Origin of the sequence: Pseudomonas sp. S30 (assembly GCF_016518545.1) — a bacterium.
Lineage (GTDB): Bacteria > Pseudomonadota > Gammaproteobacteria > Pseudomonadales > Pseudomonadaceae > Aquipseudomonas.
The window spans coordinates 103,459-130,349 of sequence record NZ_JACVTO010000005.1 but is presented as its reverse complement, the minus strand read 5'-3'; the positions used below and the strand labels follow the sequence as shown (position 1 = coordinate 130,349).

The window sequence follows — 26,891 nt, the reverse complement described above, 5'->3', positions numbered from 1 at the left end:
ATATATAGCGGTGCCGCGTGCGGCACCTGACGCGTTTTTCATTTTCAGATTCAGGAATCTTCCGATCCATGGGCAAATCGCTGGTCATTGTGGAATCCCCGGCCAAGGCCAAGACCATCAACAAGTACCTGGGCAACCAGTACGTGGTGAAGTCGAGTATCGGCCATATCCGAGACCTTCCCACCAGCGGTTCGGCCAGCACGGCCAAGGAGCCGGCTGCCAAACGCGGCAAGACCGCTGCCGAGGCACCGACCCTCACGCCCAAGGAGAAGGCTCGCCGGCAGCTGGTCGCGCGCATGGGTGTGGACCCGGAAGCCGGCTGGAAAGCCAAGTACGAGATCCTGCCCGGCAAGGAAAAGGTGATCGACGAGTTGCGCCGCCTGGCCAAGGACGCCGACACCATCTATCTCGCGACCGACTTGGACCGCGAGGGGGAAGCCATCGCCTGGCACCTGCGCGAGGCCATCGGCGGCGATGACAGCCGCTACAAGCGAGTGGTGTTCAACGAGATCACCAAGAAGGCCATCCAGGAGGCGTTTTCCCAACCAGGCGATCTGGACATCCACCGCGTCAACGCCCAGCAGGCTCGGCGTTTTCTCGACCGCGTCGTGGGTTACATGGTCTCGCCCCTGCTGTGGTCCAAGATCGCCCGCGGGCTGTCTGCCGGGCGTGTGCAGTCGGTGGCGGTGAAGCTGGTGGTCGAACGCGAACGTGAGATTCGTGCGTTCAACCCCGAAGAATACTGGGAAGTGCACGCCGACCTGGGCACTGCGAAAAACGCCAAGGTGCGTTTCGAGGTGGCCCGTGAGCGCGGCGAGGCGTTCAAGCCGCTGAATCAGGCCCAGGCCATGGCTGCCCTGGAAAAGCTCAAGGCCTCCAGCTACAGCGTGGTCAAGCGCGAGGATCGTCCCACCAGCAGCAAGCCGTCGGCACCGTTCATCACCTCGACCCTGCAACAGGCCGCCAGCAATCGCCTGGGCTTCGGCGTCAAGAAGACCATGATGATGGCCCAGCGCCTTTACGAGGCGGGCTACATCACCTACATGCGTACCGACTCCACCAACCTCTCGACCGATGCCGTCGACATGGCGCGCAGCTATATCGAGAAAGAGTTCGGCAAGCAGTACTTGCCGGCAGCGCCGGTGGTCTATGGCAGCAAGGAAGGTGCCCAGGAGGCGCACGAAGCGATTCGACCTTCCGACGTCACCACGCACCCGAGCAAGATCAGCGGCATGGAGCGTGATGCCGAGCGGCTGTACGAGCTGATCTGGCGCCAGTTCCTGGCTTGCCAGATGCCGCCTGCGCAGTACCTGTCCACCAGCGTTACCGTGGCAGCGGGCGAATTCGAGCTGCGCGCCAAGGGCCGCATCCTCAAGTTCGATGGCTACACCCGCGTCCTTGCGCAGCAGTCCAAGCCCGGCGAGGACGATGTCCTGCCGGACATGGCCCAAGGCGAGTCGCTGCAGCTGCTCAAGCTCGATCCGAGCCAGCACTTCACCAAGCCGCCTGCTCGCTTCACCGAGGCGAGTCTGGTCAAGGAGATGGAAAAGCGCGGTATCGGTCGCCCCTCGACCTACGCAGCGATCATCTCGACCATCCAGGATCGTGGCTACGTGACCCTGCACAACCGCCGCTTCTACTCCGAGAAGATGGGCGACATCGTCACCGAGCGCCTCTCCGAGAGCTTCTCCAACCTCATGGACTACGGCTTCACCGCCGGCATGGAGGAGAACCTCGATGACGTGGCCCAGGGCGAGCGTGACTGGAAGAACGTGCTCGACGAATTCTATGGTGACTTCAGCAAGAAACTGCTCACCGCCGAATCCAGCGAAAACGGCATGCGTGCCAATCAGCCGACCCTGACCAACATTGCCTGCAAGGAATGCGGGCGGCCCATGATGATCCGTACCGCCTCCACCGGCGTGTTCCTCGGCTGCTCGGGCTACAGCCTGCCGCCCAAGGAGCGCTGCAAGGCGACCGTCAACCTGGTGCCGGGCGACGAGATCGCGGCGGACGACGAAGGCGAATCCGAGTCGCTGGTGCTGCGCGGCAAGCACCGTTGCCCGATCTGCTCCACGGCGATGGACGCCTACCTGCTGGATGAGAAGCACAAGCTGCACATCTGCGGCAACAACCCGGATTGCCCCGGCTACGAGATCGAAGAGGGCAGCTACCGTATCAAGGGCTATGAAGGTCCGAGCCTGGAATGCGACAAATGTGGCAGCGAGATGCAACTCAAGACCGGCCGTTTCGGCAAGTTCTTCGGTTGCACCAATCCGGCGTGCAAGAACACCCGCAAGCTGCTCAAGAGCGGCGAGGCCGCGCCGCCGAAAATGGACAAGGTGGACATGCCCGAGCTGCGCTGCGAGAAGGTCGATGACACCTATGTGCTGCGCGACGGCGCTTCCGGGCTGTTCCTGGCCGCGAGCCAGTTTCCGAAGAACCGCGAAACTCGTGCACCGCTGGTGCTGGAAATTCTTCCGCACAAGCACGAAATCGATCCCAAGTACCATTTCCTCTGTGATGCCCCGCCGAAGGATCCGGACGGTCGCCCAAGCGTGATCCGCTATAGCCGCAAGACCAAGGAGCAGTACGTGCAGTCCGAGGTCGATGGCAAGCCCACCGGCTGGAAGGCGTTCTACGATGGCAAGGCGTGGAAGGTCGAAGACAAGCGCTGATCGCACCTGCAACCGAAAAGGGCCAGTTCTGCGCCCATCACGGACCGTCGTGATGGGCGCAGAACTGGCCCTGATCATTTATGATGCTGGCATTCGTTTCACAGCCTAGGGAGGTCGTCGCATATGGCCCAGGAACTCTACACTCGCACCAATCAGAAACTGTTCTTCGCCGGGCTCGCCCTGGAGTCGATGGCCAAGGCTGAACAGAGTGGCGCCATGAACGCCCAAGGGCTGATCCAGGCAGAGCGCGAGTCGTCGCTGTTTCACCTCTACGGCGCCCTGCTTGGGCTGTGCCACGAAATCGCCGGCTTCTATCGACTGCCTCAAGCCAATGCCGCGCGTGCCGAGGCGCTGCTGACAGAAGACGCGCTCGCGGCCGTGGCCATTCCAGAAATGGCCGAAATGATCGAGTTGGCTCGCCAGCCAGAGACATGGCTGGCGCAGCTGCTGGCCGCTTATGCCGATTTGTTCCAACCGCCGGTCGCAAGGCGACCTGTGAAGACGGACGTCACCCAGCCTTTGATCCAGGCGGTCAATCTGGATGAAGACGAGCCTGCTACGCTATCTCGCGAAACGCTGGAAGCCTGGCGTCAGTCGCTCAAGAGCCTTGCAAGACGTTTTCGTGAAGCCTTGAGTGAGTGCTGAGAGCGAGCGTGGCTGGTACACTACCCGCCTTTCGTGAACAGCAGGCCACTTATGTCTACGTCCTTTCTAGAAATTGTCGAACTGCCTGATGGTCGCATCGAGCTGCGCCGCGCCGAGGACGAGGGTTCGCTGGTGACCTTGGATTTCTCCGAAGATGCCAAGGTATTCCTGCAAGGACAGCACGTGGAAGTGGCCAAGGCGATGCTCAGCGTAGGCGTGCAGATGGCCGGCAAGCTGGTGGAAGGGGAGTTCGAGCGGGATGAAGGGCCGCGAGTCCTTCACTGAGCGGTACCCGCCAACGCCATCAGGGCCGTTGGCAGAGCCTGAATATCAGCCGAGGCGGATATTCAGGCTCTGTGCGTTTCCAGAGGTAGCCGCACTGACAAGCTGATGACGTACCGTGGCACTGACGCTGCCGAGCCAGCTCACCACCGTATGGCTATGGCCAAGACGCAAGGCCTCGCACGCCAGTTGCACTGCGGTTTGGTTCTGTCCAGGCTGGAGCAGCAGAATCCGCTCGCGATTCAGCCCGGCATGACGTAACCAGGCCTGAGTCAGACTCGACGGTGGAGCGATCAAGGTCAGCCACCGCGTGTCGTCTTCTTCGCTCAGCTCGCGCAGGATCGGCGCCAGCAAGCTGTGACAATGCCCCGGCGCACCCCGCAGCGCCAGTTCACTGAAGAGCTCAGGTCGCTGGGGCTTGAGTGGGTGTTCACGGCTCTTCAGCCCCGGCAGCATCGGCTGCGCGAGGAACGCCTCGAACAAGGGCAATTGCGCGGGCTGGGATGAATGGGCGGACTGCTGCATGGCGCCTCCTGGATCAGCGGCGTATAACGCCGACGCTCAAGCCCTCGATCACCAGCTCCTGATCTTTCAGGTCGACTTCGATCGGAGCGAATTCTGGATTTTCAGCGATGAGCCAGACCTTGCTGCCTTCTCGCTTGAAGCGTTTGACGGTGACTTCATCACCCAGGCGCGCCACGACGATCTGCCCGTTGCGCGCTTCTCGGCAGGTGTGTACGGCCAGCAGGTCGCCGTCGACGATGCCGATGTCCTTCATGCTCATGCCTTGGACACGCAAGAGGTAGTCGGCGCGGGGGTGGAAGAAGGCCGGGTTGATGTTGCAGGATTCCTCGATGTGCTGCTCGGCGAGGATCGGTGCGCCGGCGGCCACGCGGCCGATGATCGGCAGGCCGCTGTCCTGTGGCTTGTTCTCCACGCCAGGGATGCGAATGCCCCGGGAGGCGCCTGGGGTCATTTCGATCGCGCCCTTGCGGGCCAGGGCCTTGAGGTGCTCTTCGGCCGCATTGGGCGATTTGAATCCCAGCTTCTGGGCGATTTCCGCACGGGTAGGGGGGAAACCGTTGTCTTCAAGGCAACGTTTGATGAAAGCCAGGATCTCGGCTTGGCGTGGCGTAAGTTTCAGCATGGCGAGTGGCTCTGTCTTTTTATACAGTGACTGGGATTATATACAGTGCTGGGGCGGCTGCAAGGGTCAAGTTCCAACAAAAAATCGCTCAGCCCGATCAGGCGCGCTGCAGGCCTTGCCAGCCGAGCCGTCCTGGGCCCAGGATTCGGGCGAATATTACGCGACCGATGGGTCACCCTACCTTGACAGTGGAGCCTCTGAAACGTATGTTTCAAACAACTGTTCGTCTGGCGGATCACTCATGGCACAATCGGAAACCGTTGAACGCATTCTCGATGCTGCCGAGCAGCTGTTCGCCGAACGAGGTTTCGCGGAGACTTCGCTGCGCCTGATCACCAGCAAGGCCGGCGTGAATCTGGCGGCGGTGAACTATCATTTCGGGTCCAAGAAGGCCCTCATCCAGGCGGTGTTCTCACGCTTCCTGGGTCCGTTCTGCGCCAGTCTGGAGCGCGAGCTGGAGCGGCGCCAGGCCCAGCCGGAGGCCAGGCCAAGCCTCGAGGAACTGCTGGAAATGCTCGTCGAGCAAGCGCTCGCGGTGCAACCTCGCAGCAACAACGACCTGTCGATCTTCATGCGTCTGCTCGGGCTGGCATTCAGCCAGAGCCAGGGTCACCTGCGGCGTTACCTCGAAGACATGTACGGCAAGGTGTTTCGCCGCTACATGCTGCTGGTCAACGACGCCGCCCCACGCATTCCGCCCATCGAGCTGTTCTGGCGCGTGCATTTCATGCTGGGTGCGGCCGCGTTCAGCATGTCCGGTATCAAGGCCCTGCGGGCCATCGCCGAAACCGATTTCGGCATCAACACCTCGATCGAGCAGGTCATGCGGCTGATGGTGCCGTTCCTGGCAGCGGGCATGCGCGCCGAGAGCGGCGTGACCGACCCGGCCATGGCCAGCGCGCAGTTGCGGCCACGCAGCAAAAGTACCGCCGGCGCCGTCCCGAGCAAGGCCTGAAGGCTGGGCGCAGCGGGGCGCTTGCGCTAAGCTAGCGACCATGCCTGCTGTCTCCACTCTTACGCCCAATTCCTCCCATCCGCTCGCTGCCGGCGTCACAGTCGATGTCGGCGTGCACGTGTGTCGCCACCCTGGCGCTTCGTACAAGGACTCTCCATGACTGCCAGCCTGCAAGGCTCCCTGATGGTCGACATCGCCGGCCACTGGCTGACTGCCGAAGATCGCCATCTCCTGCGCCAGCCCGAAGTGGCGGGCCTGATCATCTTCGCTCGTAACATCGACAGCCCTCGCCAGGTACGCGAGTTGTGCGCTTCGATCCGCGCCGTGCGTGCCGACCTGATCCTGGCAGTGGACCAGGAGGGAGGTCGCGTCCAGCGTCTGCGCCAGGGCTTCGTGCGCCTGCCGGCGATGCGCGCGCTGGCTGACAACGCCAACGCCGCCTACCTGGCCGAGCAATGTGGCTGGCTGATGGCGACCGAAGTGCTGAGCGTCGGCCTGGACCTGAGCTTCGCGCCAGTGCTGGACCTGGATCACCAGCGCAGCGCGGTGGTCGGCAGTCGCGCCTTCGAGGGCGATCCGCACATCGCCACGCAATTGGCCGGCGCCTTCATCCGCGGGATGAACGCTGCCGGCATGGCGGCGTGCGGCAAGCACTTTCCGGGTCACGGCTGGGCCGAAGCCGACTCGCATGTGGCCATCCCCACTGACGAGCGCAGCCTGGAGCAACTGCGTCAGGCGGACCTGGTGCCCTTCGCGCGTCTGAGTGGGCAACTGGCAGCCGTCATGCCCGCACACGTCATCTATCCGCAGATCGACGAGCAACCTGCCGGATTCTCCCGGCGTTGGCTGCAGGACATCCTGCGCGGTGAGCTGGGCTTCGACGGGGTGATCTTCAGCGATGACCTGTCGATGGCCGGGGCGCATGTGGCAGGTGATGCCGCCAACCGCATCGAGGCAGCGCTCAGCGCCGGATGCGACATGGGCCTGGTGTGCAACGATCGTGCGGCGGCCGAGCTGGCCTTGAGCGCCGCGCAGCGCTTGCGGGTGCGCCCGTCACCGCGTATCGCCGCGATGCGCGGCACAGGCCTGGCGTGCACCGACTACAAGCAGCAGCCGCGCTGGCTCGAGGCATTGGGGGCGCTCAAGGACGCGCAACTGGTGGACTGACGACGCGTCTAGCGCGCCCGCTTGCCGGTCAGCGGCGCGAACAGGGCCTCGATCTCCTCATCACCCAGGCGCCATTGTCCGGCCTGCCCGCCATCGAGCAGGCCCGCTGCCAGCGCCGCTTTTTCCTGCTGCAAATGCTGGATCTTCTCTTCCACCGTGCCGCGCGTGATCAGTTTGTACACGAACACCGGCTTGTCCTGGCCGATTCTGTAGGCGCGATCGGTGGCCTGGTTCTCGCTGGCCGGGTTCCACCACGGGTCATAATGGATGACGGTGTCGGCGGCAGTCAGGTTCAGGCCGGTGCCGCCGGCCTTGAGGCTGATCAGGAACACCTCGCTCTCACCGTTCTGGAATTGCCTGACGGGTGTGCGTCGGTCGCGGGTGTCGCCAGTCAGCAGGCTGTAGCGGATGGCCCGCGCGTCCAGCTCGGCCTGGATCAGTGCGAGCATCGAGGTGAACTGCGAGAACAGCAGCACTCGACGGCCCTCGTCCAGCAGTTCCTCGAGCATGTGCAGCAGGCTGCCGAGTTTGCCTTTGTCCGCCTGATTGCCCTTGGCTTCAGCGCCCTTGACCAGGCGCAGGTCGCAGCACACCTGACGCAGGCGCAGCAGGGCGTCGAGGATGACGATCTGACTGCGTGCTGCGCCATTGCGGCTGATCTCGTCACGCACCTTTTTATCCATGGCCACCCGCACGGTTTCGTAGGCGTCGCGCTGAGCATCGCTCAGGTCCACCCAATGCACCATTTCGGTCTTGGCCGGCAGTTCCTGTGCCACCTGTTCCTTGCGCCGGCGCAGCAGGAAGGGGTGTATCCGATTGGCCAGGTGCGCCATGCGGTCGGTGTCGCCATGGCGTTCGATCGGGGTGCGGTAGTCCTGGCTGAAGCGTTTCTGATCGCCCAGCCAGCCGGGCATCAGGAAGTGGAAGATCGACCACAGCTCGCCCAGGTTGTTTTCCATGGGCGTGCCGGTCAGGCACAGGCGTTGGTCGGCTTGGAGCTCCCGGGCGGCCAGGGCGGCTTTGCTGGTACTGCTCTTGATGTTCTGCGCTTCGTCCAGCACCAGCAGGTGCCAGTTGATGGGCTGCAGGTGGGGAAGATCGCGCGGCAGCAGGGCATAGGTGGTCAGGACCAGATCGTGATCGCTCAACGCGGCGAAAGAGCGCGAGCGTCCCGGGCCGTGCAGTGCCAGCACCTTGAGGTCCGGCGCAAAGCGCTGCGCCTCGTCCAGCCAGTTGGGGATCAAGCTGGTGGGCATCACCGCCAAAGCGGGCCGCTGCAGGCGGCCACTTTCCTTTTCCAGCAGCAGGTGGGCCAGCGTCTGCAGGGTCTTGCCCAGGCCCATGTCGTCGCCGAGGATGCCTCCGGTACCCATTTCGCGCAGTGCCTGCAGCCAATTCAAGCCCTGTTGCTGATAAGGCCGCAGCGTCGCAGCAAGGCCTTTCGGCGGCGTGACCTGCAGGTCGCGTGCATCGCGCAGGCGGCGGCCGAGGTCGCGCAGCGACTGGCCACCTTCCCACTGCAGCGGCAGGTGGTCGAGGTCGTTCAGGCGGGCGGCGTCAGCGCGTTCCAGGCGCACCGCGGGACCGCTCGACGCTTCGTTGAGGTACAGCTCGCTCAGGGTGCCCATCACCGCCTTGATCCGGCCATAGGGCAGGGCGACGCGTAGTGCGGTGCCCTCCGGGCGATTGCGATTGAGATCCAGCAGCAGGTGCTCGTCGTCGCCGCGCCGCGCCAGCTCGCTGGGCCGCAGCAACTCCGGGTTGCTGCGCAACAGCTGCAACATGATCGGCAACAGGCTGTGGCGCTGGCCGTCGACCACGATGCCCAGTTCCAGATCGAACCATTCGTGGGCAGGGGCCTGCTCGATGTGCGCGTACCAGTCCTGCACCTCCTGCAGGTCGAAGGCGAAATCGCGCTGCATCTCCACGTGCCAACCCGCTTCACGCAGTTTCGGCAGTGCCTCGCGAGCAAAGTGCAGCCAGGCTTCGTCGTCCGGCAACTGGTACATCTCTCCGGCGCTGTCGGGCAGGGCCTTGCTCTGGCGGGTGGCGGCCTTGAAGCCCAGGCTGCGCAGGGTCTCGCGCAGCTGTTTCTCGCGCAGTGGCTGGCGAGCGATGCGCTGGCTGGTGGTGCCTGCCAGGCGGCTGAGCGGCTTGTCATCGGTGCCGCTGGCGCGGATGCCGTCGTAATCGAAGGCCAGCGCCGCTCGGTGCTGCAACTGTCGCTGCATGCGCCCGGTCTTGGGCATGTAGGCGCTGAACTCGACGCTGCCCAGGGTCAAGTGGGCGACCGGCTGGAGGTCGTTCACCTGCTCCTGGGTCACGCTGCTCGGGGTCGGTAACTGGTGATTCAACGCCTTGAGCTTGTGGCTCAGGGGCACGATCAGGTGTTCCGGCACCTCGGGGGCGATGGACAGCTGCTGCGCCGTATGCGGGTCCAGCGAATGCTGGAGAATGCCGACTTCGCCCGCTTCGATATCCAGGTAGAAGAGCGGGATCAGTGGCAGGACTTTGACCGGCCTGTCCGCGCAGTGCCACAGCCCCCGATACTGGCCGCTCTCAAGGCGCACCCAGCGAAAATCCGCTTCGCGCTCGGCGCCCAGCTTCAACAGGGGTGAACCCTCGTCCACCAGCAGTCGGCCGGTTGCGGCGATCTGCTGCAACAGGTCTCCACCTTCACGGCCCTTGAGGGCGTAGCCGCGTTCCTGGCCATACGGCACGTTCTGGGTCATCAATTGGCGCAAGATACGCAAATCGTCCTGCGTGACGTAGCGGGGTGGGTCGTACAGCAGTTCGTGGAGTGAGTGGATGCGGCTGTAGCGCATCCCTTCGGGCTGCGGGGCGCACTTGCGGGCGCGCACGGCACAGCTCAGGTCTTCGCGCAGGATGAGCTCGTAGCACAGCATGCGTCCGCCTCGGTCTTCCGGCGGTGGCGCGGGCGGCTGGCCAAGGACCTGCAGCCAGTGCTCGAGTTCGTGGGGTAGCAAGTGGCCGCCGCTGGCTGCGGGCTCGTAGCCAGCGGCAAGGGTGTACAGGACGGCCGCGCAGTGCTTGCAGTTGGTGGCGACGGGGCAGGTGCAGCGGCCTTCGACCTTCACCGCCCTGGCGGGCGTGACGCTGAAGGTAATCGACTGCCGGTAGCGACTGTCGCCACTGCCCTGGCAGCTCGCCTCGATGCGCGACTGCTGCTCGGAAACCAGCCTGACCCATCCCAGCTCGGCGTAGCGCCGGCCCCGTTGCAGCGTGGCCGCGCCGAACGCGTGTTCCCAACTGCGGTTTTCTGCAAACAGGTGCTCCAGCGCTTTCACGGCCTCACTGCTCCATCAGTTCCGGATCCTGGCTTGGCGGTTGGCGCATGCCGACGGGCGCGACCTTGATCAGCACGGCCAGATGGCCGCCATCGAGGAATGTGAGCTGACCATTCTTCACGTTGCTGTTGCTTTGCTTGAACTGTTCGCTGCGCAGCACATTGCCGTTGCCGTCCAGCTCGTTGACCCAGAACGTGGCATCGATGCGCGTGAACCGGCCCTCGGCCAGGCTCAGATTGCCCTCGATGGGAAAGTGCCCGAACTGCTCCTGGCCGGCGCCCAGGGCGATACGGCTGGGCTCGCTGCCGACCTGCTGCTGCCAGGCCTTGTGCAGCAGGACGGTATAGTCGGCCGTGGCCTGCAGGCGCGTCGCTTCGTCGTTCAGCGCCAACGGCCGTTCGGCCTCCTGGCTCAGACGTGGGGCACCCGCGCTCCAGTTCTCCGGTGCGAACGGACTGGTCACCGCCGGCACCGCGTTCTGGCGCAGTACCAGCATCTCCACCTGATAGGGCCCTTCGGCGAAAGCCGCCACCGGCGCGAGCAGCGTCAGCAGCAGGGTCAGGCAACCAATGGCACGCATTGAACTTCCTTACTTGGAGTGGAGAGCGAGGCGCTCGAACAGCGCCTCGAGGGTGTTGAAGCGTTCTTCCGGGCGTTCCATGGGCATCAGGAAGCGGAACTGGGTCGCGCCCTCGAACTTGTAGCGCTTGGGCTGGCTCTGGATCAGCTTGATCAGGGTCAGCGGATCGACCGGCGTTTCGGCCTCGAACTCCAGCTTGCCGCCGTTGGGGCCGGCATCGACTTTCTTGATGCCCAGTTGCTCGGCCCGCAGCTTGAGCAAGGTCAGGCGCATGAGGTGCTTGGTCGGCTCGGGCAGCAGCCCGAAGCGGTCGATCATCTCCACCTGCAAGTCCTTCAAGCCTTCCTCGTCGGCTGCGGAAGCGATGCGTTTGTACAGGATGAGCCGCGCGTGCACATCCGGCAGGTAGTCTTCGGGGATCAGCGCGGGCAGGCGCAGGTTGATCTCCGGGCCGCCGCCCAAGGGCTGCTCGAGGTTGGGCTGGGTGCCTTTGCGAATGGCCTTGACGGCGCGCTCGAGCATTTCCATGTAGAGGGTGAAACCGACCGCCTGGATCTGCCCGCTCTGGCCCTCGCCGAGCAGTTCGCCTGCGCCGCGTATTTCCAGGTCGTTGGTGGCCAGGACGAAACCGGCGCCGAGGTCCTGGGTGTTGGCGATGGCTTCCAGGCGTTTCTCGGCGTCGGCGCTGATCTGCTGGCGCCGTGGGGTCAGTAGATAGGCATACGCCTGGTGGTGGCTGCGCCCCACACGTCCGCGCAACTGGTGCAGCTGGGCCAGGCCGAACTTGTCGGCCCGCTCGATGACGATGGTGTTGGCGCTGGGCACGTCGATGCCGGTTTCGATGATGGTCGAGGCGATCAGCACGTTGAAGCGCTTGTGGTAGAAGTCGCTCATCACCTGTTCGAGTTCGCGTTCGCGCATCTGGCCATGGCCGATGCCGATGCGCGCCTCGGGCACCAGTTCGGCGAGGTCGGCGGCGCATTTCTCGATGGTCTTGACGTCGTTGTGCAGGTAATACACCTGGCCCCCGCGCAGCAGCTCACGCAGCAGCGCCTCCTTGACCGTGCTCTTGTTCTGCTCCATGACGAAGGTGCGCACCGACAGCCGCCGCGCCGGTGGCGTGGCGATGATCGACAGGTCGCGCATGCCGGCCACGGCCATATTCAGGGTGCGCGGAATCGGCGTGGCGGTCAGGGTGAGGATGTCCACCTCGCTGCGCAGGGCCTTGAGCTGCTCTTTCTGGCGCACGCCGAAGCGGTGCTCTTCGTCGATGATCGCCAGGCCCAGGTCCTTGAAGCGCACATCGTCCTGAAGCAGCTTGTGGGTGCCGATGAGAATGTCGATCTTGCCCTCGGCCAGGTCGGCGGCGGCGGCCGCCACCTCCTTGGCGGATTTGAACCGACTCATCACCTCGACCTTCACCGGCCAGTCGGCGAAGCGGTCGCGGAAACTGTTGTAGTGCTGCTGGGCCAGCAGGGTGGTGGGCACCAGCACCGCCACCTGACGACCGCTGTGCACGGCGATGAAGGCTGCGCGCATGGCCACTTCGGTCTTGCCGAAGCCGACGTCGCCACAGACCAGCCGGTCCATGGGTTTGGCAGCGAGCATGTCCAGGCGCACGGCCTCGATGGCCGCTTGCTGGTCCGGGGTCTCCTCGAACGGAAAACCTGCGCTGAAGGTGGCATAGTCGACGGCCGGATCGGCGAAGGCGTAGCCCTTGCGCGCCGCTCGGCGGGCATAGATGTCGAGCAGCTCGGCGGCGACGTCGCGCACCTGCTCGGCGGCCTTGCGCTTGGCCTTCTGCCAGGCCTCGGAGCCCAGGCGGTGCAGGGGCGCCAGCGCATCGTCGCTGCCGGTGTAGCGGGCGATCAGGTGCAGGTTGGCCACTGGCACGTAGAGCTTGGCGCCCTCGGCGTATTCGAGGGTGAGGAATTCGGCGGCCTGGTCGTCGATTTCCAGGGTCGCCAGGCCCAGGTAGCGGCCGACACCGTGGTCGATGTGCACCACCGGGGCGCCCTCGCGCAGCTCGGTGAGGTTCTTGATCACTGCGTCGCTGGCCACTTCGCCGCGTTTGTCGCGGCGCCGACGCTGCATCACGCGCTGGCCGAACAGCGGGCTCTCGGCCACCAGGGCGATGGCCGGATCGTCCAGCAGCAAGCCTTCGTCCAGGGGCGCGATGGTGATCGCCAGGCGTTGGCTGCTGGTGACGAAGTCCATCCAGCTTTCGACCATGTGAGGGCGCAGCTTCAGGCGTTCGAGCAACTCCAGCAGCACCTCGCGCCGCCCCGCCGACTCGGCGGTGAACAGCACGCGGCCGGGAAACTGATCGAGGAAATTCGCCAGTTCCGCCAGGGGCTGGCTGGCCTTGGCCTCGATCGCCAGGTTGGGCAGGGCGCGCGCCGGGAAGCGTTCGCGTCCCACGCCTGCCTCCAGCTCGTCGCTGCTGACCACCACGCGTGGCCATTGCTTGAGCCGGGCGAAGCAGTCTTCCACCGGCAGGAACAGTTCGGCCGGGGGCAGCAGCGGCCGGCTCAGGTCGCCCCGACGTTCCTCGTAGCGCGCCCGCACGTCGTTCCAGAACACGTCCGCCGCCTGCTCCACGCCGGGCAGGGAAAACACCTGGGTGTTGGCCGGCAGGTAGTCGAAGAGGGTGGCGGTGTCCTCGAAGAACAGCGGCAGGTAGTACTCGATGCCGGCCGGGATGATCCCGCTGGTCAGGTCCTGGAAGATCGCGCTGCGGCGGAAGTCCACATCGAAGCGTTCGCGAAAGCGCGCCTTGAACCGGGTGACTTCATCCTTGTGCATGGGAAATTCCCGCGCCGGCAGCAGGCGGATCGACTCGACCTTGTCGATCGACCGCTGGCTGTCCGGATCGAAGGTGCGCAGCGTCTCGATCTCGTCGTCGAACAGGTCGATGCGGTAGGGCACCTTGCTGCCCATCGGGAAGAGGTCGATCAGCGCGCCGCGCACGGCGAACTCGCCATGCTCGTAGACCGTGTCGACGCAGCGGTATCCGCTGGCTTCCAGCCGCGCGCGCATCTGCTCGACATCGATTTTCTGCCCCACGTCCAGCACCAGGCTGCTGCCCAGCAGGAAACGAGTCGGCGCCAGCCGGTGCAGGGCGGTGCTGATCGGCACCACGAGAATGCCGTGGTCCAGTTCTGGAAGGCGATAGAGGCTGGCGATGCGCTGGGAGATGATGTCCTGATGGGGCGAGAACAGATCGTAGGGCAGGGTTTCCCAGTCGGGGAACGGCAGCACCGGCAACTGCGGCGCGAAGAAGCGCAGTTCCTGTTCCAGGCGGTCGGCCGCCTGGCTGTCGGCGGTCAGCAGCAGGGTGAAGCGGCCAGCGCTGCTGGCGGCCTCGGCGATGGCCAGGCTGAGGGCGGCACCGGGCAGGTTGCCCCAGGTGTGTTTGCCGGCCGTGGCCGACAGTGGCGGTAGGCGCAGAACTGACACGTAAGATCCGACTCCAAGCGTACGGCAAAGGGATTGATTGTACTGACGCCGCCGTCTGCTGTCAGGTTCCAAAGGCCTCCAAGGCGCCCGTGTGCGGCGCCGACAGGCACTCATTGCCGGTTACGCGACGGGGCGGCATAATGTAGCCCCTTTTTTCTGTCCCTACATGTGGAAGGTTCCCGTGACTCAGAAGCCCGACCAGTGTCTTGGTGAGTGGATCGATCGTGAAGCCCTGGCTGAAGCGATGATCCCGCTTATCGGTCAGCTCTACCGCAATAACAACGTGGTGAGCTCGATCTATGGCCGCAGCCTGATCAACCGTTCGGTGATCTCGATCCTCAAGGCTCACCGCTTCGCGCGGCATCGCCAGGCCGACGAGACCGAACTGTCCGTGCACGAGACATTCCCCCTGCTCAAGGCCATGAGCGAGCTGAAACTGGGCGCCGCTTCGGTCGACCTGGGCAAGCTGGCCAACAAGTTCAAGCAGCAGGGCAACGGCCGCAGCGCCGAGCAGTTCGTGCGCGAGGAGCTGGCCGATGTGGTCGGCCAGCAGAACCTTTCGGCCCGCAAGGGCACCGATGTGGTGCTGTACGGCTTCGGCCGCATCGGCCGCCTGCTGGCGCGCATTCTGATCGAGAAGACCGGCGGCGGAGACGGCCTGCGCCTGCGCGCCATCGTCGTGCGCAAGGGCGCCGAGAACGACCTGGTCAAGCGTGCCAGCCTGCTGCGTCGCGATTCGGTCCATGGCCCGTTCGACGGCACCATCACCATCGATGAAGCCAACAACACCATCACTGCCAACGGCAACCTGATCCAGGTCATCTACGCCAAGAACCCTGGCGAAGTCGACTACACCCAGTACGGCATCGACAACGCACTGATCGTCGACAACACCGGTGTATGGCGCGACGCCGACGGTCTGGGCCAGCACCTGGCCTGCCCGGGCGCCGCCCGCGTGATCCTCACCGCACCGGGCAAGGGCGCGCTGAAGAACATCGTCCATGGCATCAACCATGGCGACATCACCGCCGACGACAAGATCATCTCGGCGGCCTCCTGCACCACCAACGCCATCGTGCCGGTGCTCAAGGCCATCAACGATGAATACGGCATCGTCAACGGCCACGTCGAAACCGTTCACTCGTTCACCAACGACCAGAACCTGATCGACAACTTCCACAAGGGCAGCCGTCGCGGCCGTGCCGCGCCGCTGAACATGGTCATCACCGAAACCGGCGCCGCCACCGCTGCTGCCAAGGCGCTGCCGGTGCTCAAGGGCAAGTTGACCGGCAACGCCATTCGCGTGCCGACGCCGAACGTCTCGATGGCGATCCTCAACCTGAACCTGGAGAAGGCCACCAGCCGCGAAGCGCTGAACGAGTACCTGCGCCAGACCGCCATGCACTCGGAGCTGCACAAGCAGATCGACTACGTGAGTTCGCAGGAAGTGGTGTCCACCGATTTCGTCGGCTCGCGTCATGCCGGTGTGGTCGATGCCGAGGCCACCATCTGCAACGACAACCGCGTCGTGCTGTATGTCTGGTACGACAACGAGTTCGGCTACAGCTGCCAGGTGGTCCGCGTGATGGAAGACATGGCTGGCGTCAATCCGCCGGCTTTCCCGCGCTGATCGGCGAGTGAAGTGCTGAACGAACGGGAACCTGCGGGTTCCCGTTTTTCGTAGGGTGCCGCCTGGCCCTGCAGCAGGTACAGGTGGCGCCCATGTAGTGCAAGCAGAATTGGCCTACGACGCGACCAAGGGGTAATGTGCGCAGCGTTCAGGCTCGATTAGACTGCACCCGATTTTTTCATGGCGCCCAGGCGACATGGCAAGCCCCGCGGCCAGTTGGCCGGCGGGCCCGTTCTGAAGGAGTACGCATGGCTGTCTACAACTACGACGTGGTGGTGCTGGGTTCAGGCCCGGCCGGTGAGGGCGCGGCGATGAACGCCGCCAAGGCAGGGCGCAAGGTGGCGATGGTCGACAGCCGGCGCCAGGTCGGCGGCAACTGCACCCATCTGGGAACCATTCCGTCCAAGGCACTGCGTCACTCGGTGCGGCAGATCATGCAGTTCAACACCAACCCGATGTTCCGCGCCATCGGTGAGCCGCGCTGGTTCTCGTTCCCCGACGTGCTCAAGAGCGCCGAGAAGGTCATCGCCAAGCAAGTGGCATCGCGTACCGGCTACTACGCGCGCAACCGCGTCGACGTGTTCGTCGGTACCGGCAGCTTCGCCGACGAGCAGACCGTCGAGGTGGTGTGCCCCAACGGCGTGGTCGAAAAGCTCAACGCCAAGCACATCATCATCGCCACCGGCTCGCGGCCGTACCGTCCGGCCGACATCGACTTCAACCATCCGCGGGTCTACGACAGCGACACCATCCTCAGCCTCAGCCACACTCCGCGCAAGCTGATCGTCTACGGCGCCGGCGTCATCGGTTGCGAATATGCCTCGATCTTCAGCGGCCTTGGCGTGCTGGTCGAACTGGTCGACAACCGCGGCCAGTTGCTGAGCTTCCTGGACTCGGAAATTTCCCAGGCCCTGAGCTATCACTTCAGCAACAACAACATCACCGTCCGCCACAACGAAGACTACGAGCGGGTCGAGGGGCTGGACAACGGTGTGATCCTGCACCTGAAATCCGGCAAGAAGATCAAGGCCGATGCCTTGCTGTGGTGCAACGGTCGTACCGGCAACACCGACAAACTGGGGCTGGAGAACATCGGCATCAAGGTCAACAGCCGTGGTCAGATCGAGGTGGACGAAAACTACCGCACGGGTGTGGCCAATATCTACGGTGCCGGCGACGTGATCGGCTGGCCGAGCCTGGCCAGCGCCGCGCATGACCAGGGCCGTTCGGCCGCTGGCAGCATCGTCGACAATGGCAGCTGGCGTTTCGTCAACGACGTGCCAACCGGCATCTACACCATTCCGGAGATCAGCTCGATCGGCAAGAACGAGCAGGAGCTGACCCAGGCCAAGGTTCCCTACGAAGTGGGCAAGGCGTTCTTCAAGAGCATGGCGCGTGCGCAGATCGCCGGCGAGCCTCAGGGCATGCTGAAGATCCTGTTCCACCGCGAGACCCTGGAGATCCTCGGCGTGCACTGCTTCGGTTACCAGGCCTCGGAGATCGTCCACATCGGCCAGGCGATCATGAGCCAGCCGGGTGAGCTGAACAATCTCAAGTACTTCGTCAACACCACGTTCAACTACCCGACCATGGCCGAAGCCTATCGGGTAGCGGCGTACGATGGCCTGAACCGGCTTTTTTGAGCGGCTCCGGCCGGTGGCCTGAGCCGGTCGGGGAGACCGATTTCAGCCCTACCCGAGGGTGGTCTTGGCCAAACCGGGAAAGTCTGTGATCAGGCTGTCCACGCCAAAGTCGGCGAGTCGGCGCATCAGCGCCGGTTCGTTGACCGTCCATACCGACACGTGCAACCCCTGGCGCTGCGCCTTGATCAGCCGCTCCGGGGTGCACAGCGTCCAGTTCAGCGCGAGCATCTGGCAGCCGTAGTTCTGCGCCACCTTCAGTGGATCCAGCCAGGCATATTCGGCCACCAGCCCCCGGGCCACGTCCGGCACCAGCTCCTGGGCCGCACCCAGCACTTCCCGTGAACTCGAGGTGATGGTCACCTTGTCCAGCAGCCCGTACTGCTGGGCCAGTTCGCGAATCGCCAGCACCGTGGTGGCGGCCCGGGTGCGTGATGCGCTCTTGACCTCCAGCTGCCAGTGCTCGAACGCGCACTGTTCGAACAGCTCTTCCAGGCGCGGGATAGGGCAGGGCTGCACGTGCCCCGGCCCGCCCTGGCGCGCGTCATAGCTGGTCAGGGCATCGGCACTGTGCTCGACCACCTTGCCGCGCCGGCCCGTGGTGCGCTTGAGGGTGGGGTCGTGGATCACCATCAGCTGGTTGTCGGCCGACAGGTGCAGGTCCAGCTCGCAGCGGTGCACACCGTGCGACAGGCACTGACGGAAGCTGGTGAGGGTGTTCTCGGGCGCTTCGCCCTTGGCGCCGCGATGGCCGTAGATCAGGGTCACGTTCGTTCCTTCAGAAGGGAAAAGGGGTAGCGTTCAGGACGCCGGGTCTTGCCGTTCCAACTGCTCGCGCCGTTGCTGCTGCTGGCGCTGCAGGATGTACCGGGCCAGGAGCTGGCGTTCGGCATCGGTCATGTCGACGAACTCGGCGCCAATCTCGAAGGTGCCGTCCGGTCGGGGGTTGCAGTGGGTGATGCGTCCACGCAGCAGCAGGCCATGGGCGCGCGGCATGAGCACCATCTTGACCTTCACCCGGCTGCCAGGGGCGATCTGTCCAGCCTGGACGAATTCGAGGCCGCCTTCGGAGAGCCCGACCCGCTGCGGCTCGCCGATCTCGCCCAGTAGCGTCTGCGCCAGTACCGCGCTGAGCAGGTCGAGGCGCTTGTTCTGCGCGCGCAGAAAGGCTGCCAGGGTGCGGTCCTTGTCGCTGAGCTGACGCAGCAAATGCTGCGCCTCGAAATCGGACAGGTGCAGCTCGCTGAGCAGATTGAACAGCGGGGAATCATCCTGCAATACTTCTGAATCAAGGGCTTGCGCTGCGCTCAACGGGCTGATTTGCAGTGCGATCCGATCTTCGATGCGGTAGTATTCCCGGCGATCTTCTTCGTCTAGTGTCGTCATGGCGAACCCATGGTTGCGGCAGTGGTCCGAGTGTAAAGCCGCCACAGGCGCCTCGCCACCAGGACGTTCCCTTTCCTCCGAACAAGCCCCGACATGTTCAGACCTCTCTTCGTATTCATCGGCACGCGCTACACCCGTGCCAAGCGTCGCAACCACTTCGTCTCGTTCATTTCCTTGACCTCGATGATCGGCCTCGCCCTGGGCGTGGTGGTGATGATCGTGGTGCTGTCGGTGATGAACGGCTTCGATCACGAGATGCGCACCCGGGTGCTGGGCATGGTGCCCCATGCCACGATCGAGGGTGATCAACCCATCGCCGATTGGCAGGCCCTTGCCCAACAAGTAAAGCAGAATCCGCATGTCCAGGCGGTCGCGCCCTTCACCCAGATGCAGGGCTTGCTGACCCACGACGGCAAGGTGCAGAAAATGCTGCTCAACGGCGTGCTGCCCGAGCGTGAGCGCGAGGTGTCGATCATCGACAATTTCATTCGCCAGGGCAGCCTCGACCGGCTGGCGCCAGGTGAGTGGGGCATCCTGATCGGCGACAAGGCGGCCGACAAGCTGGGCGTGAACGTCGGTGACAAGGTCACCTTCGTTGCGCCCGAGGTGAGCATCACCCCGGCTGGCATGTTCCCGCGCATGAAGCGCTTCACCGTGGTCGGCACCTTCCATGTCGGCGCGGGTGAGATCGATGGCTACCTGGGCCTGACCAACCTCACCGACCTTTCACGCCTGCACCGCTGGAAACCCGATCAGGTGCAGGGGCTGCGGCTGAAATTCGATGACCTGTTCCAGGCCCCGCGCGAAGCCTGGAACATCGTCCAGCGGTTGGGTGAACACCAGTACTTCGCCCGCGACTGGACCCGCACCCAGGGCAACCTGTACCAGGCCATCCGCATGGAAAAATCGATCATCGGCCTGTTGCTGCTGCTGATCGTCGCGGTCGCGGCCTTCAACATCATTTCCACCCTGGTGATGGTGGTCAACGACAAGCGCGGCGACATCGCCATCCTGCGCACCCTGGGCGCCACGCCCCGGCAGATCATGGCCATCTTCATGGTCCAGGGCACGGTGATCGGCGTGGTCGGTACCCTGATCGGGGCGGTGGTCGGCATTCTCGCCGCCCTCAACGTAAGTGCGGCGATCGCCGGGATCGAGACCCTGATCGGCCACAAGTTCCTCAATGCCGACGTGTACTTCATCGACTACCTGCCTTCGCAGATCCTCGCCCAGGACGTGTGGATGATCTGCGCCGCGGCCTTGGCCCTGAGTTTCCTCGCCACCCTGTATCCGGCCTGGCGTGCGGCACGCACCCAGCCTGCAGAGGCGCTACGTTATGAGTGATTCGCGCATGAGTGATAAAGCCGTACTGAGTTGCCGCAACCTGGGCAAGTCCTATGACGAGGGCCCGGAATCGGTACAGGTGTTGTCCGGGTTGAGCCTGGAGCTGCATCCCGGAGAGCGTGTCGCCATCGTCGGCAGCTCGGGGTCGGGCAAGAGCACGCTGCTCAACCTGCTCGGTGGCCTGGATACCCCGACCCAGGGCAGCGTCTGGCTGGCCGGCGAGGAACTGTCCGCGCTCGGTGAGCGCGACCGGGGCCTGCTGCGCAACCGGGCCCTGGGCTTCGTCTACCAGTTCCACCACCTGCTGGCCGAGTTCACCGCCCTGGAGAACGTGTGCATGCCATTGCTGATCGGTCGTACGCCCATCCCCGAAGCCCGCCAGCGGGCCACGGCGCTGCTCGAGCGTGTAGGCCTGGGGCACCGCCTGAGTCACAAGCCAGCCGAGCTGTCCGGTGGCGAGCGGCAGCGGGTGGCCATCGCCCGCGCCCTGGTCAACCAGCCGGGGCTGGTGATGCTCGACGAGCCGACCGGCAACCTGGACCATCACACCGCCCAGGGCATCCAGGAATTGATGCACGAGCTCTCGACGGCCTCGCGCACGGCGTTTCTGGTGGTGACCCACGACCTCAACCTGGCCCGGCAGATGGATCGTGTGCTGAGCCTGGAAGACGGTCGACTGGTGTCGATCTGATCGCTCGGGGCGCCTCGCGCGGCCCCGCTTCTCTGTTCAACTCGGTATTCGCCCAACATGTTCAGACCCTTGCCCTTGTTCATCGGTGCTCGCTACACCCGTGCCAAGCGTCGCAACCACTTCATCTCGTTCATTTCCATGACCTCGATGATCGGCCTCTCGCTGGGCGTGCTGGCGATGATCGTGGTGCTGTCGGTGATGAATGGCTTCCAGCGCGAAATGAGTTCGCGGGTCCTGGGGCTGGTCCCGCACGCCAGCATCCTTGGTGTGCAGCCGCTGGACGACTGGCAGCAGGTGGCCAGCGCTGCGGCGAAGAACCCGGCAGTGATCGCTGCGGCGCCCGTCACCGAAATGGAAGGCATGCTCTCGTACAAGGGGGCCATGCAGCCGATCCAGGTGAGCGGCATCGATCCCGCGCAGGAGGACAAGGTCTCCATCGTCGGCCAGCACATCGTGCAGGGGGCGCTGCAGGCGCTCGAGCCAGGCGAGTACGGTGTGGTGCTGGGCGAGCTGACCGCCCGCCGCTTTCGCCTGAACACCGGTGACAAGGTCACCCTGATCGTGCCGGAAATCAGCTCTGCACCGGGCGGCATCACGCCGCGCATGCAGCGCCTGACGGTCGTGGGGCTGTTCAAGGTAGGTGCCGAGCTGGACGGCTCGCAGGCCTATATCCATATCGCCGATGCGGGTGAAATGCAGCGCTGGGCGCCCGGTCAGGTGCAGGGTATACGGCTCAAGCTGAAGGATCTGTACGCCGCGCCTCAGGTGTCCAGGGCCATTGCCCAGGGACTCGGCGAGGGCTATCGTGCCGACGACTGGTCCCACACCCAGGGCAGCCTGTTCAGCGCGATGAAAATGGAAAAGACCATGATCGGACTGCTGCTGCTGATGATCATCGCCGTGGCCGCGTTCAACATCATCGCCACGCTGGTGATGGTGGTGAACGACAAGGGCGCGGACATCGCCATCCTGCGGACCATCGGCGCGACACCTGCGCAGATCATGGGTACCTTCATGGTCCAGGGCAGCCTGATCGGCATCGTCGGCACCTTGATCGGCGGCGTGCTGGGCGTGATCGGCGCGCTCAACGTCAGCGCCATCGTCGGCTGGCTGGAGCGCACCAGCGGGCAGCACATCTTCACCTCGGACATGTACTTCATCAGCAGCCTGCCGTCGCAGTTGCAATGGGGTGACGTGGCGATCATCTGCACCGCGGGCCTGGTCATGAGCTTCCTGGCCACCTTGTACCCCGCCTACCGGGCCTCGCAGATCGAGCCCGCCATGGCCTTGCGCTACGAGTGAAACGCTGGCCTGGGTGCCCGGCGTTATGGCACCCAGGCTGGTTCAGCGTTCAGCGGGCAGTTCGATCACCAGGCGTGTCCATCCGCCGCCACAGTGCGCGTGGATCCGACCGCCATGGGCCTGGACGATCGAGCGGGTGATCGCCAGCCCGAGCCCGGCGTGTTCGGTACTGCCTTCATGGCGTGCCTGGTCTTCCCGATAGAACCGGTCGAACAGGCGCGGCAACGCCTGTTCGGCGATCTCGGGTCCGGTGTTGGCCACCTCGATACGCCCCTCGGGTGACAGGGTCACCAGGATCGCGCCACCGGCAGGTGTGAAGCGCAAGGCATTCTCCAGCAGGTTCGACAGCGCCCGGCGCAACATCTGGCGATCGCCCTCCACACGCGCCTCGCCCTCACGGCCAAGGGTGATGCTGGCGTCCTCGGCCAGGGCGGCGTAGTAATCGAGCAGTGCATCCACTTCCAACGACAGGTCCAGGGTCTGGCGGCTGGGCTCGAGCAGGCCATGATCGGCCTTGGCCAGGTACAGCATGTCGTTGACCATCTGCGCCATGTGCTGGAGTTCTTCGAGGTTGTCGTGCAGCGTTTCGCGGTACTGCTCCAGGCTCCGTGGGCGGGTGAGGGTGACCTGGGTGTGGGTGAGCAGGTTCGACAGCGGCGTGCGCAGCTCATGGGCGATGTCGGCTGAAAACGCCGACAGGCGTTCGAAGGCATCTTCCAGACGTTGCAGCATGGCGTTGACCGTCTGGCCCAGCTCGGCCAGCTCTTCGGGCAGTTGCGTCACCGGCAGGCGGGTGGTCAGCGACTGGGCGTCGACGCTCGCGGCGATCGCCCCCATTTGTCGCAGAGGCCGCAGGCCGCGCCGTACGGCCCAGGCGCCGAGCAGGGCAGTGAACAGGGCGCAGAGCCCTACGGTCAGCCAGATCAACTGCTGCATGCGCTGCAGGAAATGCTGGTGATGGGTGATATCCAGGAACAACGTGACCCTCGCACCCGGCATGGCCTGGGACAGGCTGCGGTACTCGGTTCGATCGCTGTGCAAGGTGGCAAGGCCGGGTCGACCCGGCTCCTGGGGCAGGCCGGGCTGGCTGTCGAACCACAGTGCACCGTCCTCGCCGCGAACGCGCAAGCCCAGGTCAGCCTGATGGCTGAGCTCGCCGCGCAGCGCGGGCAGGCGGGTGGCCAGCGTGTCGATCGAATCGACCCCCTCCAGGTGGGCGCGCAGTTGCGACAGGCGCGCGCTCAGCGCCTGTTGGTCGAGCTCGATGAAATGCCGTTCGCTGGCCCGGCTGAACAGCAGGCCGGCGGACAGGGACACGGCGGCGGTGCAGGCGGCGAACAACAGGGCCAGGCGTGCGCTCAATGACAGGCGCGGCATCAGTCGGCACGCTCTTCGAGCACGTAGCCCATGCCGCGCACGGTATGGATGAGCTTGTTCGGATGATTTTCGTCGACTTTCAGGCGCAGGCGGCGGATCGCCACCTCGATGACATTAGTGTCGCTGTCGAAATTCATGTCCCACACCTGCGAGGCGATCAGCGATTTGGGCAGCACTTCACCCTGGCGGCGTAGCAGCAGTTCGAGCAGGGCGAACTCCTTGGCGGTCAGGTCCACGCGACTGCCGCCGCGGTCCACGCGGCGTCGCAGCAGGTCCAGGCGCAGGTCGGCCAGGGTCAGCAGGCTGTCCTGGCTAGGTGTGGCGCCACGGCGCAGGAGGCTGCGCACCCGGGCCAGCAGTTCGGAGAAAGCGAAGGGCTTGACCAGGTAATCGTCGGCGCCCAACTCCAGCCCGTGGACCCGGTCGGCCACCGCATCGCGGGCGGTGAGAAACAGTACCGGCGTGTCCAGCCCGGCCTGGCGGACCGCCTGGAGGATCTGCCAGCCATCGCGCCCGGGAAGCATCACGTCGAGAATGATCAGGTCGTGGTCGCCGCTGAGGGCGAGGAACTGGCCGGTCTCGCCGTCGTCGGCCAGCTCCGTAGCGAAGCCTGCCTCGCTCAGGCCCTGGCGTAGGTACTGGCCGGTACGGGCCTGGTCTTCGACGATCAGCAGTTTCATCCAGCGTCCACACACGAAAGACATCGATCGGCCGATGATACGTGACCTTGGGTCGGGCTGGCGAAACTGACAGGGTTGTAATCTTCCGGTCAGCCTGGCGGCAGCCCAGGGCTCACACAATGGGCCTCTCCTTCAATTGCCTGGAACCGCCATGAAATCCTCGATCTTCAGCGCCGCGCTTTTCGCCGTCAGCCTGCCCGTGCTGGCCGATGGCGGGCACTCGTTCAGCTTCGGCGAGCCTGCTGCCGCCAGTCAGGCGACCCGCACCGTTCAGGTCGTGCTCAAGGACATCGCCTTCGAACCCGACGCGTTGCAGGTCAAGGCGGGCGAGACCGTGCGCTTCGTGCTGATCAACGAAGGCAAGCTGGCCCACGAGTTCAACCTCGGTGACCGGGCCATGCACGTCGAGCACCAGAAAGAGATGGCGGCCATGGCCGCCATGGGCCATGAGCAGATGGGGCACGGCGCCCACGGTCACGACCAGGGCAACACGGTACTGGTGCAACCCGGCCAGCGCGCCGAGCTGACCTGGACGTTCCGCAAGTCGGCGCCCATCGAGTTCGCCTGCAACGTGCCGGGGCACTACCAGGCGGGCATGGTCGGGCCACTGACCATCGACTGACATCGGCCACAAGTCGCGATGCAAAACCGGTAGAATGCGCTCATTTCCGTGCATTCAGGTCAGATTCATGCATCCCGCTGCCGAACATTCCCCGCTGGGCAAGTCCAGCGAATACATCGCCATCTACACGCCGTCGCTGCTGTTCCCGATTCCGCGCACGGCCAAGTGGGCGGAGCTGGGCGTCACTGCACAGACCCTGCCCTGGCAGGGTGTGGACTACTGGAACTGCTTCGAGCTCTCCTGGCTGTTGCCGTCGGGCAAGCCGGTCGTGGCCATCGGCGAGTTCGCCATCCCGGCCGACTCGCCCAATATCATCGAATCCAAGTCGTTCAAGTTGTACCTGAACTCGCTCAACCAGACCGTCTTCGCGAGTACCGACGAGCTGTGCGCCTGCCTGGAGAAGGACCTGTCCGCGGCCGCAGGCAAACCGGTGGCGGTGCGGGTGCGCAGCCTGGCCGAGGTCGAGTCCGAGGGCGTGAGGATCTTGCCAGGGCAATGCATCGACGAACTGGACGTGAGCATCAGCCAATATGCCGAGCCACAGCCCGAACTCTTGCAGTGCGACGCTGAGCGCGTCGTGGAGCGCACGCTGCACAGCCATCTACTCAAATCCAATTGCCCGGTGACGGGGCAACCCGATTGGGGCAGCGTGGTCGTAGAGTACAAGGGACGCGTGCTAGAGCCTTCGAGCCTGCTGGCCTACCTGGTAAGCTTTCGCCAGCATGCCGATTTCCACGAGCAATGCGTGGAGCGGATCTTCCTCGACCTGCTGCGCCTGCTGCAGCCCGAGCACCTGACGGTCTATGCCCGTTACGTGCGCCGTGGCGGGCTGGACATCAACCCTTACCGAAGTACTGCGCCGATGACGGTGCACAACGGCCGGCTGGTTCGCCAGTAGCGGGTGGCGGGGCCCCTGACGGCGGCCCCTGGCGCGGGGTTCAGATACCCATGCTGTGCAGACGGGTGATGATGTCGCGCAGTGTCGCGGTCAGGTCGGGGTGATCGACCTCGAAGCGCTCGACGGCGAGGTTCACGCCATCGACCAGGTTGTTGTCCGGTGACACTTCCTCGAGCTTGATCTGCGCTTCGATCTGTCGCGCTTCCTCGCGCAGACCAGCGAGCTCCTCATCGGACAAGGGAACATTGCGATCCAGTTGCTCGCGCAGGCTGTCCAGGCGTTCTTGCAATTCGCGGGCGGGCATTGGTTGTACTCCATCGATGACTTGGCATGCCATGGACCTCGGCGAAGCGGCAAAGGTTCTGGCCCATGTTCCAGCCTAAACCACATCCGAGCGCTCTGCAGGGCGTGCCTCAAGTAACTGGTTTCAGGGTTTTTCACCCTTGCGCCGGCGCTGGGCGATGTCCGCCAGGCAGGTGTCGAGCGCTTCCAGATGGTCGATCACCGAGTGGGCACCCAGGCCGAACAGTTCCAGGGTCGCCTCGCCGCGGGCCCTTGCCTGGTCCTGCGCGCTCAGCTCCTGCCATCGGCTGGCGGTCTGGTCGCACACCGGGCTGCACGCCGCCAGTCCGATCGTCCACAGTCCGGCGCTCAGGCCAGCCTGCACCAGCCGCGGTTCGCCGCTGACCAGTACGCAGCCGTCCAGACGGTCGCTGCTCAGGGACATCAGGGCCTGCCAGCAGGCATCGGGTGACGGCCAGGGTGCGCCCGTGGCCGTGTGGCCCGGCAGCCAGTCAGGTAGCACATCGGCCAGGCGTGCGCTGTGCTCCAGCCGTGAGTCGTCGAGCCAGATGCAGGGCACCTGTCGAACCCGCAGCGTCTGGAGGGTAGACAGCGCGCCAGGGGCAGGCCGCGGGCGTCCGTTGGTTGCCTGCACCAGGCAGCCGCGCAGGCCGAACAGCACGGCGGTGGGGGCGGGGGCTTCAGGCATGGCAGGGTCTCTGCAAATGCGCTTCAGGCTAAGGCCTGTAGATGACGAAAACATGACCGTCATAGGGTGAAGCACTTGTTTACACAGCGAGGGTGCGAGATATGGCATG

Annotated in this window: 23 protein-coding genes; 12 read left to right on the top strand and 11 right to left on the bottom strand. The window is 64.6% G+C overall.

The annotated features are described in order from the left end of the window. Positions 1–68: 68 nt before the first annotated feature. The 3 genes from topA (at position 69) to IAE34_RS07795 (ending at position 3,608) form a co-directional block, all read left to right on the top strand. Positions 69–2,678, top strand: a complete 2,610-nt coding sequence (topA, locus tag IAE34_RS07805; RefSeq protein WP_200138292.1) for a type I DNA topoisomerase — start codon at positions 69–71, stop codon at positions 2,676–2,678. A gap of 123 nt (positions 2,679–2,801) precedes the next feature. Further along, positions 2,802–3,323 carry a DUF6586 family protein gene (locus IAE34_RS07800; RefSeq protein WP_200138291.1) on the top strand — a complete coding sequence of 174 codons (522 nt, stop codon included), beginning with the start codon at positions 2,802–2,804 and terminating at the stop codon, positions 3,321–3,323. A gap of 51 nt (positions 3,324–3,374) precedes the next feature. Continuing rightward, positions 3,375–3,608: a hypothetical protein gene (locus tag IAE34_RS07795; protein ID WP_200138290.1), complete on the top strand. Its 234-nt coding sequence runs from the start codon at positions 3,375–3,377 to the stop codon at positions 3,606–3,608. A 45-nt stretch (positions 3,609–3,653) separates the two neighbouring features. Here the strand turns inward: IAE34_RS07795 and sulA are convergent, their stop codons facing one another. Together sulA and lexA are read right to left on the bottom strand one after the other, a co-directional pair. Beyond that, positions 3,654–4,130 (bottom strand): SOS-induced cell division inhibitor SulA, encoded by a 477-nt coding sequence (gene sulA, locus IAE34_RS07790; RefSeq protein WP_200138289.1) that lies wholly within the window; start codon positions 4,128–4,130, stop codon positions 3,654–3,656. 13 nt (positions 4,131–4,143) lie between these two features. Continuing rightward, the gene (lexA, locus tag IAE34_RS07785; RefSeq protein ID WP_200138288.1) at positions 4,144–4,752 is read right to left on the bottom strand and encodes a transcriptional repressor LexA; all 609 of its coding nucleotides are present in this window, start codon (positions 4,750–4,752) and stop codon (positions 4,144–4,146) included. A gap of 241 nt (positions 4,753–4,993) precedes the next feature. On the opposite strand from lexA, the gene IAE34_RS07780 reads away from it, so the two are divergent. Both IAE34_RS07780 and nagZ read left to right on the top strand, forming a co-directional pair. Beyond that, on the top strand, positions 4,994–5,707 hold the full coding sequence (locus IAE34_RS07780; protein ID WP_200138287.1) for a TetR/AcrR family transcriptional regulator: 714 nt from the start codon (positions 4,994–4,996) through the stop codon (positions 5,705–5,707). Between the two features lie 168 nt (positions 5,708–5,875). Then, positions 5,876–6,874 carry a beta-N-acetylhexosaminidase gene (gene nagZ / locus IAE34_RS07775; RefSeq protein ID WP_200138432.1) on the top strand — a complete coding sequence of 333 codons (999 nt, stop codon included), beginning with the start codon at positions 5,876–5,878 and terminating at the stop codon, positions 6,872–6,874. Positions 6,875–6,882: 8 nt separating this feature from the next. Here nagZ and IAE34_RS07770 read toward each other — a convergent pair whose 3' ends face one another. The 3 genes from IAE34_RS07770 to mfd are packed head-to-tail and all read right to left on the bottom strand — an operon-like array spanning position 6,883 to position 14,221. Beyond that, entirely contained in the window at positions 6,883–10,182 is a 3,300-nt protein-coding gene (locus tag IAE34_RS07770) for a DEAD/DEAH box helicase (RefSeq protein WP_200138286.1), read from the bottom strand. A 4-nt stretch (positions 10,183–10,186) separates the two neighbouring features. After that, positions 10,187–10,762, bottom strand: a complete 576-nt coding sequence (locus IAE34_RS07765; protein ID WP_200138285.1) for a CsiV family protein — start codon at positions 10,760–10,762, stop codon at positions 10,187–10,189. Between the two features lie 9 nt (positions 10,763–10,771). Beyond that, positions 10,772–14,221, bottom strand: a complete 3,450-nt coding sequence (gene mfd, locus IAE34_RS07760; RefSeq protein WP_200138284.1) for a transcription-repair coupling factor — start codon at positions 14,219–14,221, stop codon at positions 10,772–10,774. Positions 14,222–14,387: 166 nt separating this feature from the next. On the opposite strand from mfd, the gene IAE34_RS07755 reads away from it, so the two are divergent. Both IAE34_RS07755 and sthA read left to right on the top strand, forming a co-directional pair. Continuing rightward, a complete protein-coding gene (locus tag IAE34_RS07755) occupies positions 14,388–15,851 on the top strand; it encodes a glyceraldehyde-3-phosphate dehydrogenase (protein ID WP_200138283.1) in 1,464 nt (487 codons plus the stop codon). Positions 15,852–16,099: 248 nt separating this feature from the next. Further along, positions 16,100–17,494 carry a Si-specific NAD(P)(+) transhydrogenase gene (sthA, locus tag IAE34_RS07750; protein ID WP_200138282.1) on the top strand — a complete coding sequence of 465 codons (1,395 nt, stop codon included), beginning with the start codon at positions 16,100–16,102 and terminating at the stop codon, positions 17,492–17,494. A gap of 48 nt (positions 17,495–17,542) precedes the next feature. On the opposite strand, the gene IAE34_RS07745 is transcribed toward sthA, so the two are convergent. Together IAE34_RS07745 and IAE34_RS07740 are read right to left on the bottom strand one after the other, a co-directional pair. Next, the gene (locus IAE34_RS07745; protein ID WP_200138281.1) at positions 17,543–18,259 is read right to left on the bottom strand and encodes a glycerophosphodiester phosphodiesterase; all 717 of its coding nucleotides are present in this window, start codon (positions 18,257–18,259) and stop codon (positions 17,543–17,545) included. Positions 18,260–18,292: 33 nt separating this feature from the next. Beyond that, positions 18,293–18,877 carry a PilZ domain-containing protein gene (locus IAE34_RS07740; protein WP_200138280.1) on the bottom strand — a complete coding sequence of 195 codons (585 nt, stop codon included), beginning with the start codon at positions 18,875–18,877 and terminating at the stop codon, positions 18,293–18,295. Positions 18,878–18,970: 93 nt separating this feature from the next. Between IAE34_RS07740 and IAE34_RS07735 the strand changes: the two genes are divergently transcribed. From IAE34_RS07735 to IAE34_RS07725, 3 genes are read left to right on the top strand one after another with little or no spacing between them, the layout of a single operon-like run. Next, positions 18,971–20,221, top strand: coding sequence for a lipoprotein-releasing ABC transporter permease subunit (locus IAE34_RS07735; protein WP_200138279.1), 1,251 nt, complete (start codon positions 18,971–18,973; stop codon positions 20,219–20,221). A 7-nt stretch (positions 20,222–20,228) separates the two neighbouring features. Continuing rightward, a complete protein-coding gene (lolD, locus tag IAE34_RS07730) occupies positions 20,229–20,912 on the top strand; it encodes a lipoprotein-releasing ABC transporter ATP-binding protein LolD (RefSeq protein WP_200138278.1) in 684 nt (227 codons plus the stop codon). Positions 20,913–20,969: 57 nt separating this feature from the next. Next, positions 20,970–22,214 (top strand): lipoprotein-releasing ABC transporter permease subunit, encoded by a 1,245-nt coding sequence (locus tag IAE34_RS07725; RefSeq protein WP_200138277.1) that lies wholly within the window; start codon positions 20,970–20,972, stop codon positions 22,212–22,214. A gap of 42 nt (positions 22,215–22,256) precedes the next feature. On the opposite strand, the gene IAE34_RS07720 is transcribed toward IAE34_RS07725, so the two are convergent. Then, positions 22,257–23,591: a heavy metal sensor histidine kinase gene (locus IAE34_RS07720; RefSeq protein ID WP_442793188.1), complete on the bottom strand. Its 1,335-nt coding sequence runs from the start codon at positions 23,589–23,591 to the stop codon at positions 22,257–22,259. Continuing rightward, positions 23,591–24,271 (bottom strand): heavy metal response regulator transcription factor, encoded by a 681-nt coding sequence (locus IAE34_RS07715; RefSeq protein ID WP_200138276.1) that lies wholly within the window; start codon positions 24,269–24,271, stop codon positions 23,591–23,593. The genes IAE34_RS07720 and IAE34_RS07715 overlap by 1 nt, the downstream gene beginning before the upstream one ends. Positions 24,272–24,422: 151 nt before the next feature. Between IAE34_RS07715 and IAE34_RS07710 the strand changes: the two genes are divergently transcribed. Both IAE34_RS07710 and queF read left to right on the top strand, forming a co-directional pair. After that, positions 24,423–24,893: a cupredoxin domain-containing protein gene (locus tag IAE34_RS07710; RefSeq protein ID WP_200138275.1), complete on the top strand. Its 471-nt coding sequence runs from the start codon at positions 24,423–24,425 to the stop codon at positions 24,891–24,893. 67 nt (positions 24,894–24,960) lie between these two features. Then, positions 24,961–25,791, top strand: coding sequence for an NADPH-dependent 7-cyano-7-deazaguanine reductase QueF (queF, locus tag IAE34_RS07705; protein ID WP_200138274.1), 831 nt, complete (start codon positions 24,961–24,963; stop codon positions 25,789–25,791). A 40-nt stretch (positions 25,792–25,831) separates the two neighbouring features. Here queF and IAE34_RS07700 read toward each other — a convergent pair whose 3' ends face one another. Together IAE34_RS07700 and IAE34_RS07695 are read right to left on the bottom strand one after the other, a co-directional pair. After that, positions 25,832–26,095, bottom strand: a complete 264-nt coding sequence (locus IAE34_RS07700) for a DUF4404 family protein (RefSeq protein ID WP_200138273.1) — start codon at positions 26,093–26,095, stop codon at positions 25,832–25,834. Positions 26,096–26,218: 123 nt separating this feature from the next. Continuing rightward, complete coding sequence (locus IAE34_RS07695) at positions 26,219–26,782, bottom strand: phosphonoacetaldehyde phosphonohydrolase-related protein (protein ID WP_200138272.1); 564 nt, start codon at positions 26,780–26,782, stop codon at positions 26,219–26,221. Between the last annotated feature and the right edge of the window lie 109 nt (positions 26,783–26,891).

Excerpts from the sequence above, each read along its gene's own strand:
- topA (WP_200138292.1), top strand. The coding sequence starts at position 69 with ATGGGCAAATCGCTGGTCATTGTGGAATCCCCGGCCAAGGCCAAGACC.
- IAE34_RS07800 (WP_200138291.1), top strand. The coding sequence starts at position 2,802 with ATGGCCCAGGAACTCTACACTCGCACCAATCAGAAACTGTTCTTCGCC.
- IAE34_RS07795 (WP_200138290.1), top strand. The coding sequence starts at position 3,375 with ATGTCTACGTCCTTTCTAGAAATTGTCGAACTGCCTGATGGTCGCATC.
- sulA (WP_200138289.1), bottom strand. The coding sequence starts at position 4,130 with ATGCAGCAGTCCGCCCATTCATCCCAGCCCGCGCAATTGCCCTTGTTC.
- lexA (WP_200138288.1), bottom strand. The coding sequence starts at position 4,752 with ATGCTGAAACTTACGCCACGCCAAGCCGAGATCCTGGCTTTCATCAAA.
- IAE34_RS07780 (WP_200138287.1), top strand. The coding sequence starts at position 4,994 with ATGGCACAATCGGAAACCGTTGAACGCATTCTCGATGCTGCCGAGCAG.
- IAE34_RS07765 (WP_200138285.1), bottom strand. The coding sequence starts at position 10,762 with ATGCGTGCCATTGGTTGCCTGACCCTGCTGCTGACGCTGCTCGCGCCG.
- IAE34_RS07755 (WP_200138283.1), top strand. The coding sequence starts at position 14,388 with ATGTGGAAGGTTCCCGTGACTCAGAAGCCCGACCAGTGTCTTGGTGAG.
- sthA (WP_200138282.1), top strand. The coding sequence starts at position 16,100 with ATGGCTGTCTACAACTACGACGTGGTGGTGCTGGGTTCAGGCCCGGCC.
- IAE34_RS07740 (WP_200138280.1), bottom strand. The coding sequence starts at position 18,877 with ATGACGACACTAGACGAAGAAGATCGCCGGGAATACTACCGCATCGAA.
- IAE34_RS07735 (WP_200138279.1), top strand. The coding sequence starts at position 18,971 with ATGTTCAGACCTCTCTTCGTATTCATCGGCACGCGCTACACCCGTGCC.
- lolD (WP_200138278.1), top strand. The coding sequence starts at position 20,229 with ATGAGTGATAAAGCCGTACTGAGTTGCCGCAACCTGGGCAAGTCCTAT.
- IAE34_RS07725 (WP_200138277.1), top strand. The coding sequence starts at position 20,970 with ATGTTCAGACCCTTGCCCTTGTTCATCGGTGCTCGCTACACCCGTGCC.
- IAE34_RS07720 (WP_442793188.1), bottom strand. The coding sequence starts at position 23,591 with ATGCCGCGCCTGTCATTGAGCGCACGCCTGGCCCTGTTGTTCGCCGCC.
- IAE34_RS07715 (WP_200138276.1), bottom strand. The coding sequence starts at position 24,271 with ATGAAACTGCTGATCGTCGAAGACCAGGCCCGTACCGGCCAGTACCTA.
- IAE34_RS07710 (WP_200138275.1), top strand. The coding sequence starts at position 24,423 with ATGAAATCCTCGATCTTCAGCGCCGCGCTTTTCGCCGTCAGCCTGCCC.
- queF (WP_200138274.1), top strand. The coding sequence starts at position 24,961 with ATGCATCCCGCTGCCGAACATTCCCCGCTGGGCAAGTCCAGCGAATAC.
- IAE34_RS07700 (WP_200138273.1), bottom strand. The coding sequence starts at position 26,095 with ATGCCCGCCCGCGAATTGCAAGAACGCCTGGACAGCCTGCGCGAGCAA.
- IAE34_RS07695 (WP_200138272.1), bottom strand. The coding sequence starts at position 26,782 with ATGCCTGAAGCCCCCGCCCCCACCGCCGTGCTGTTCGGCCTGCGCGGC.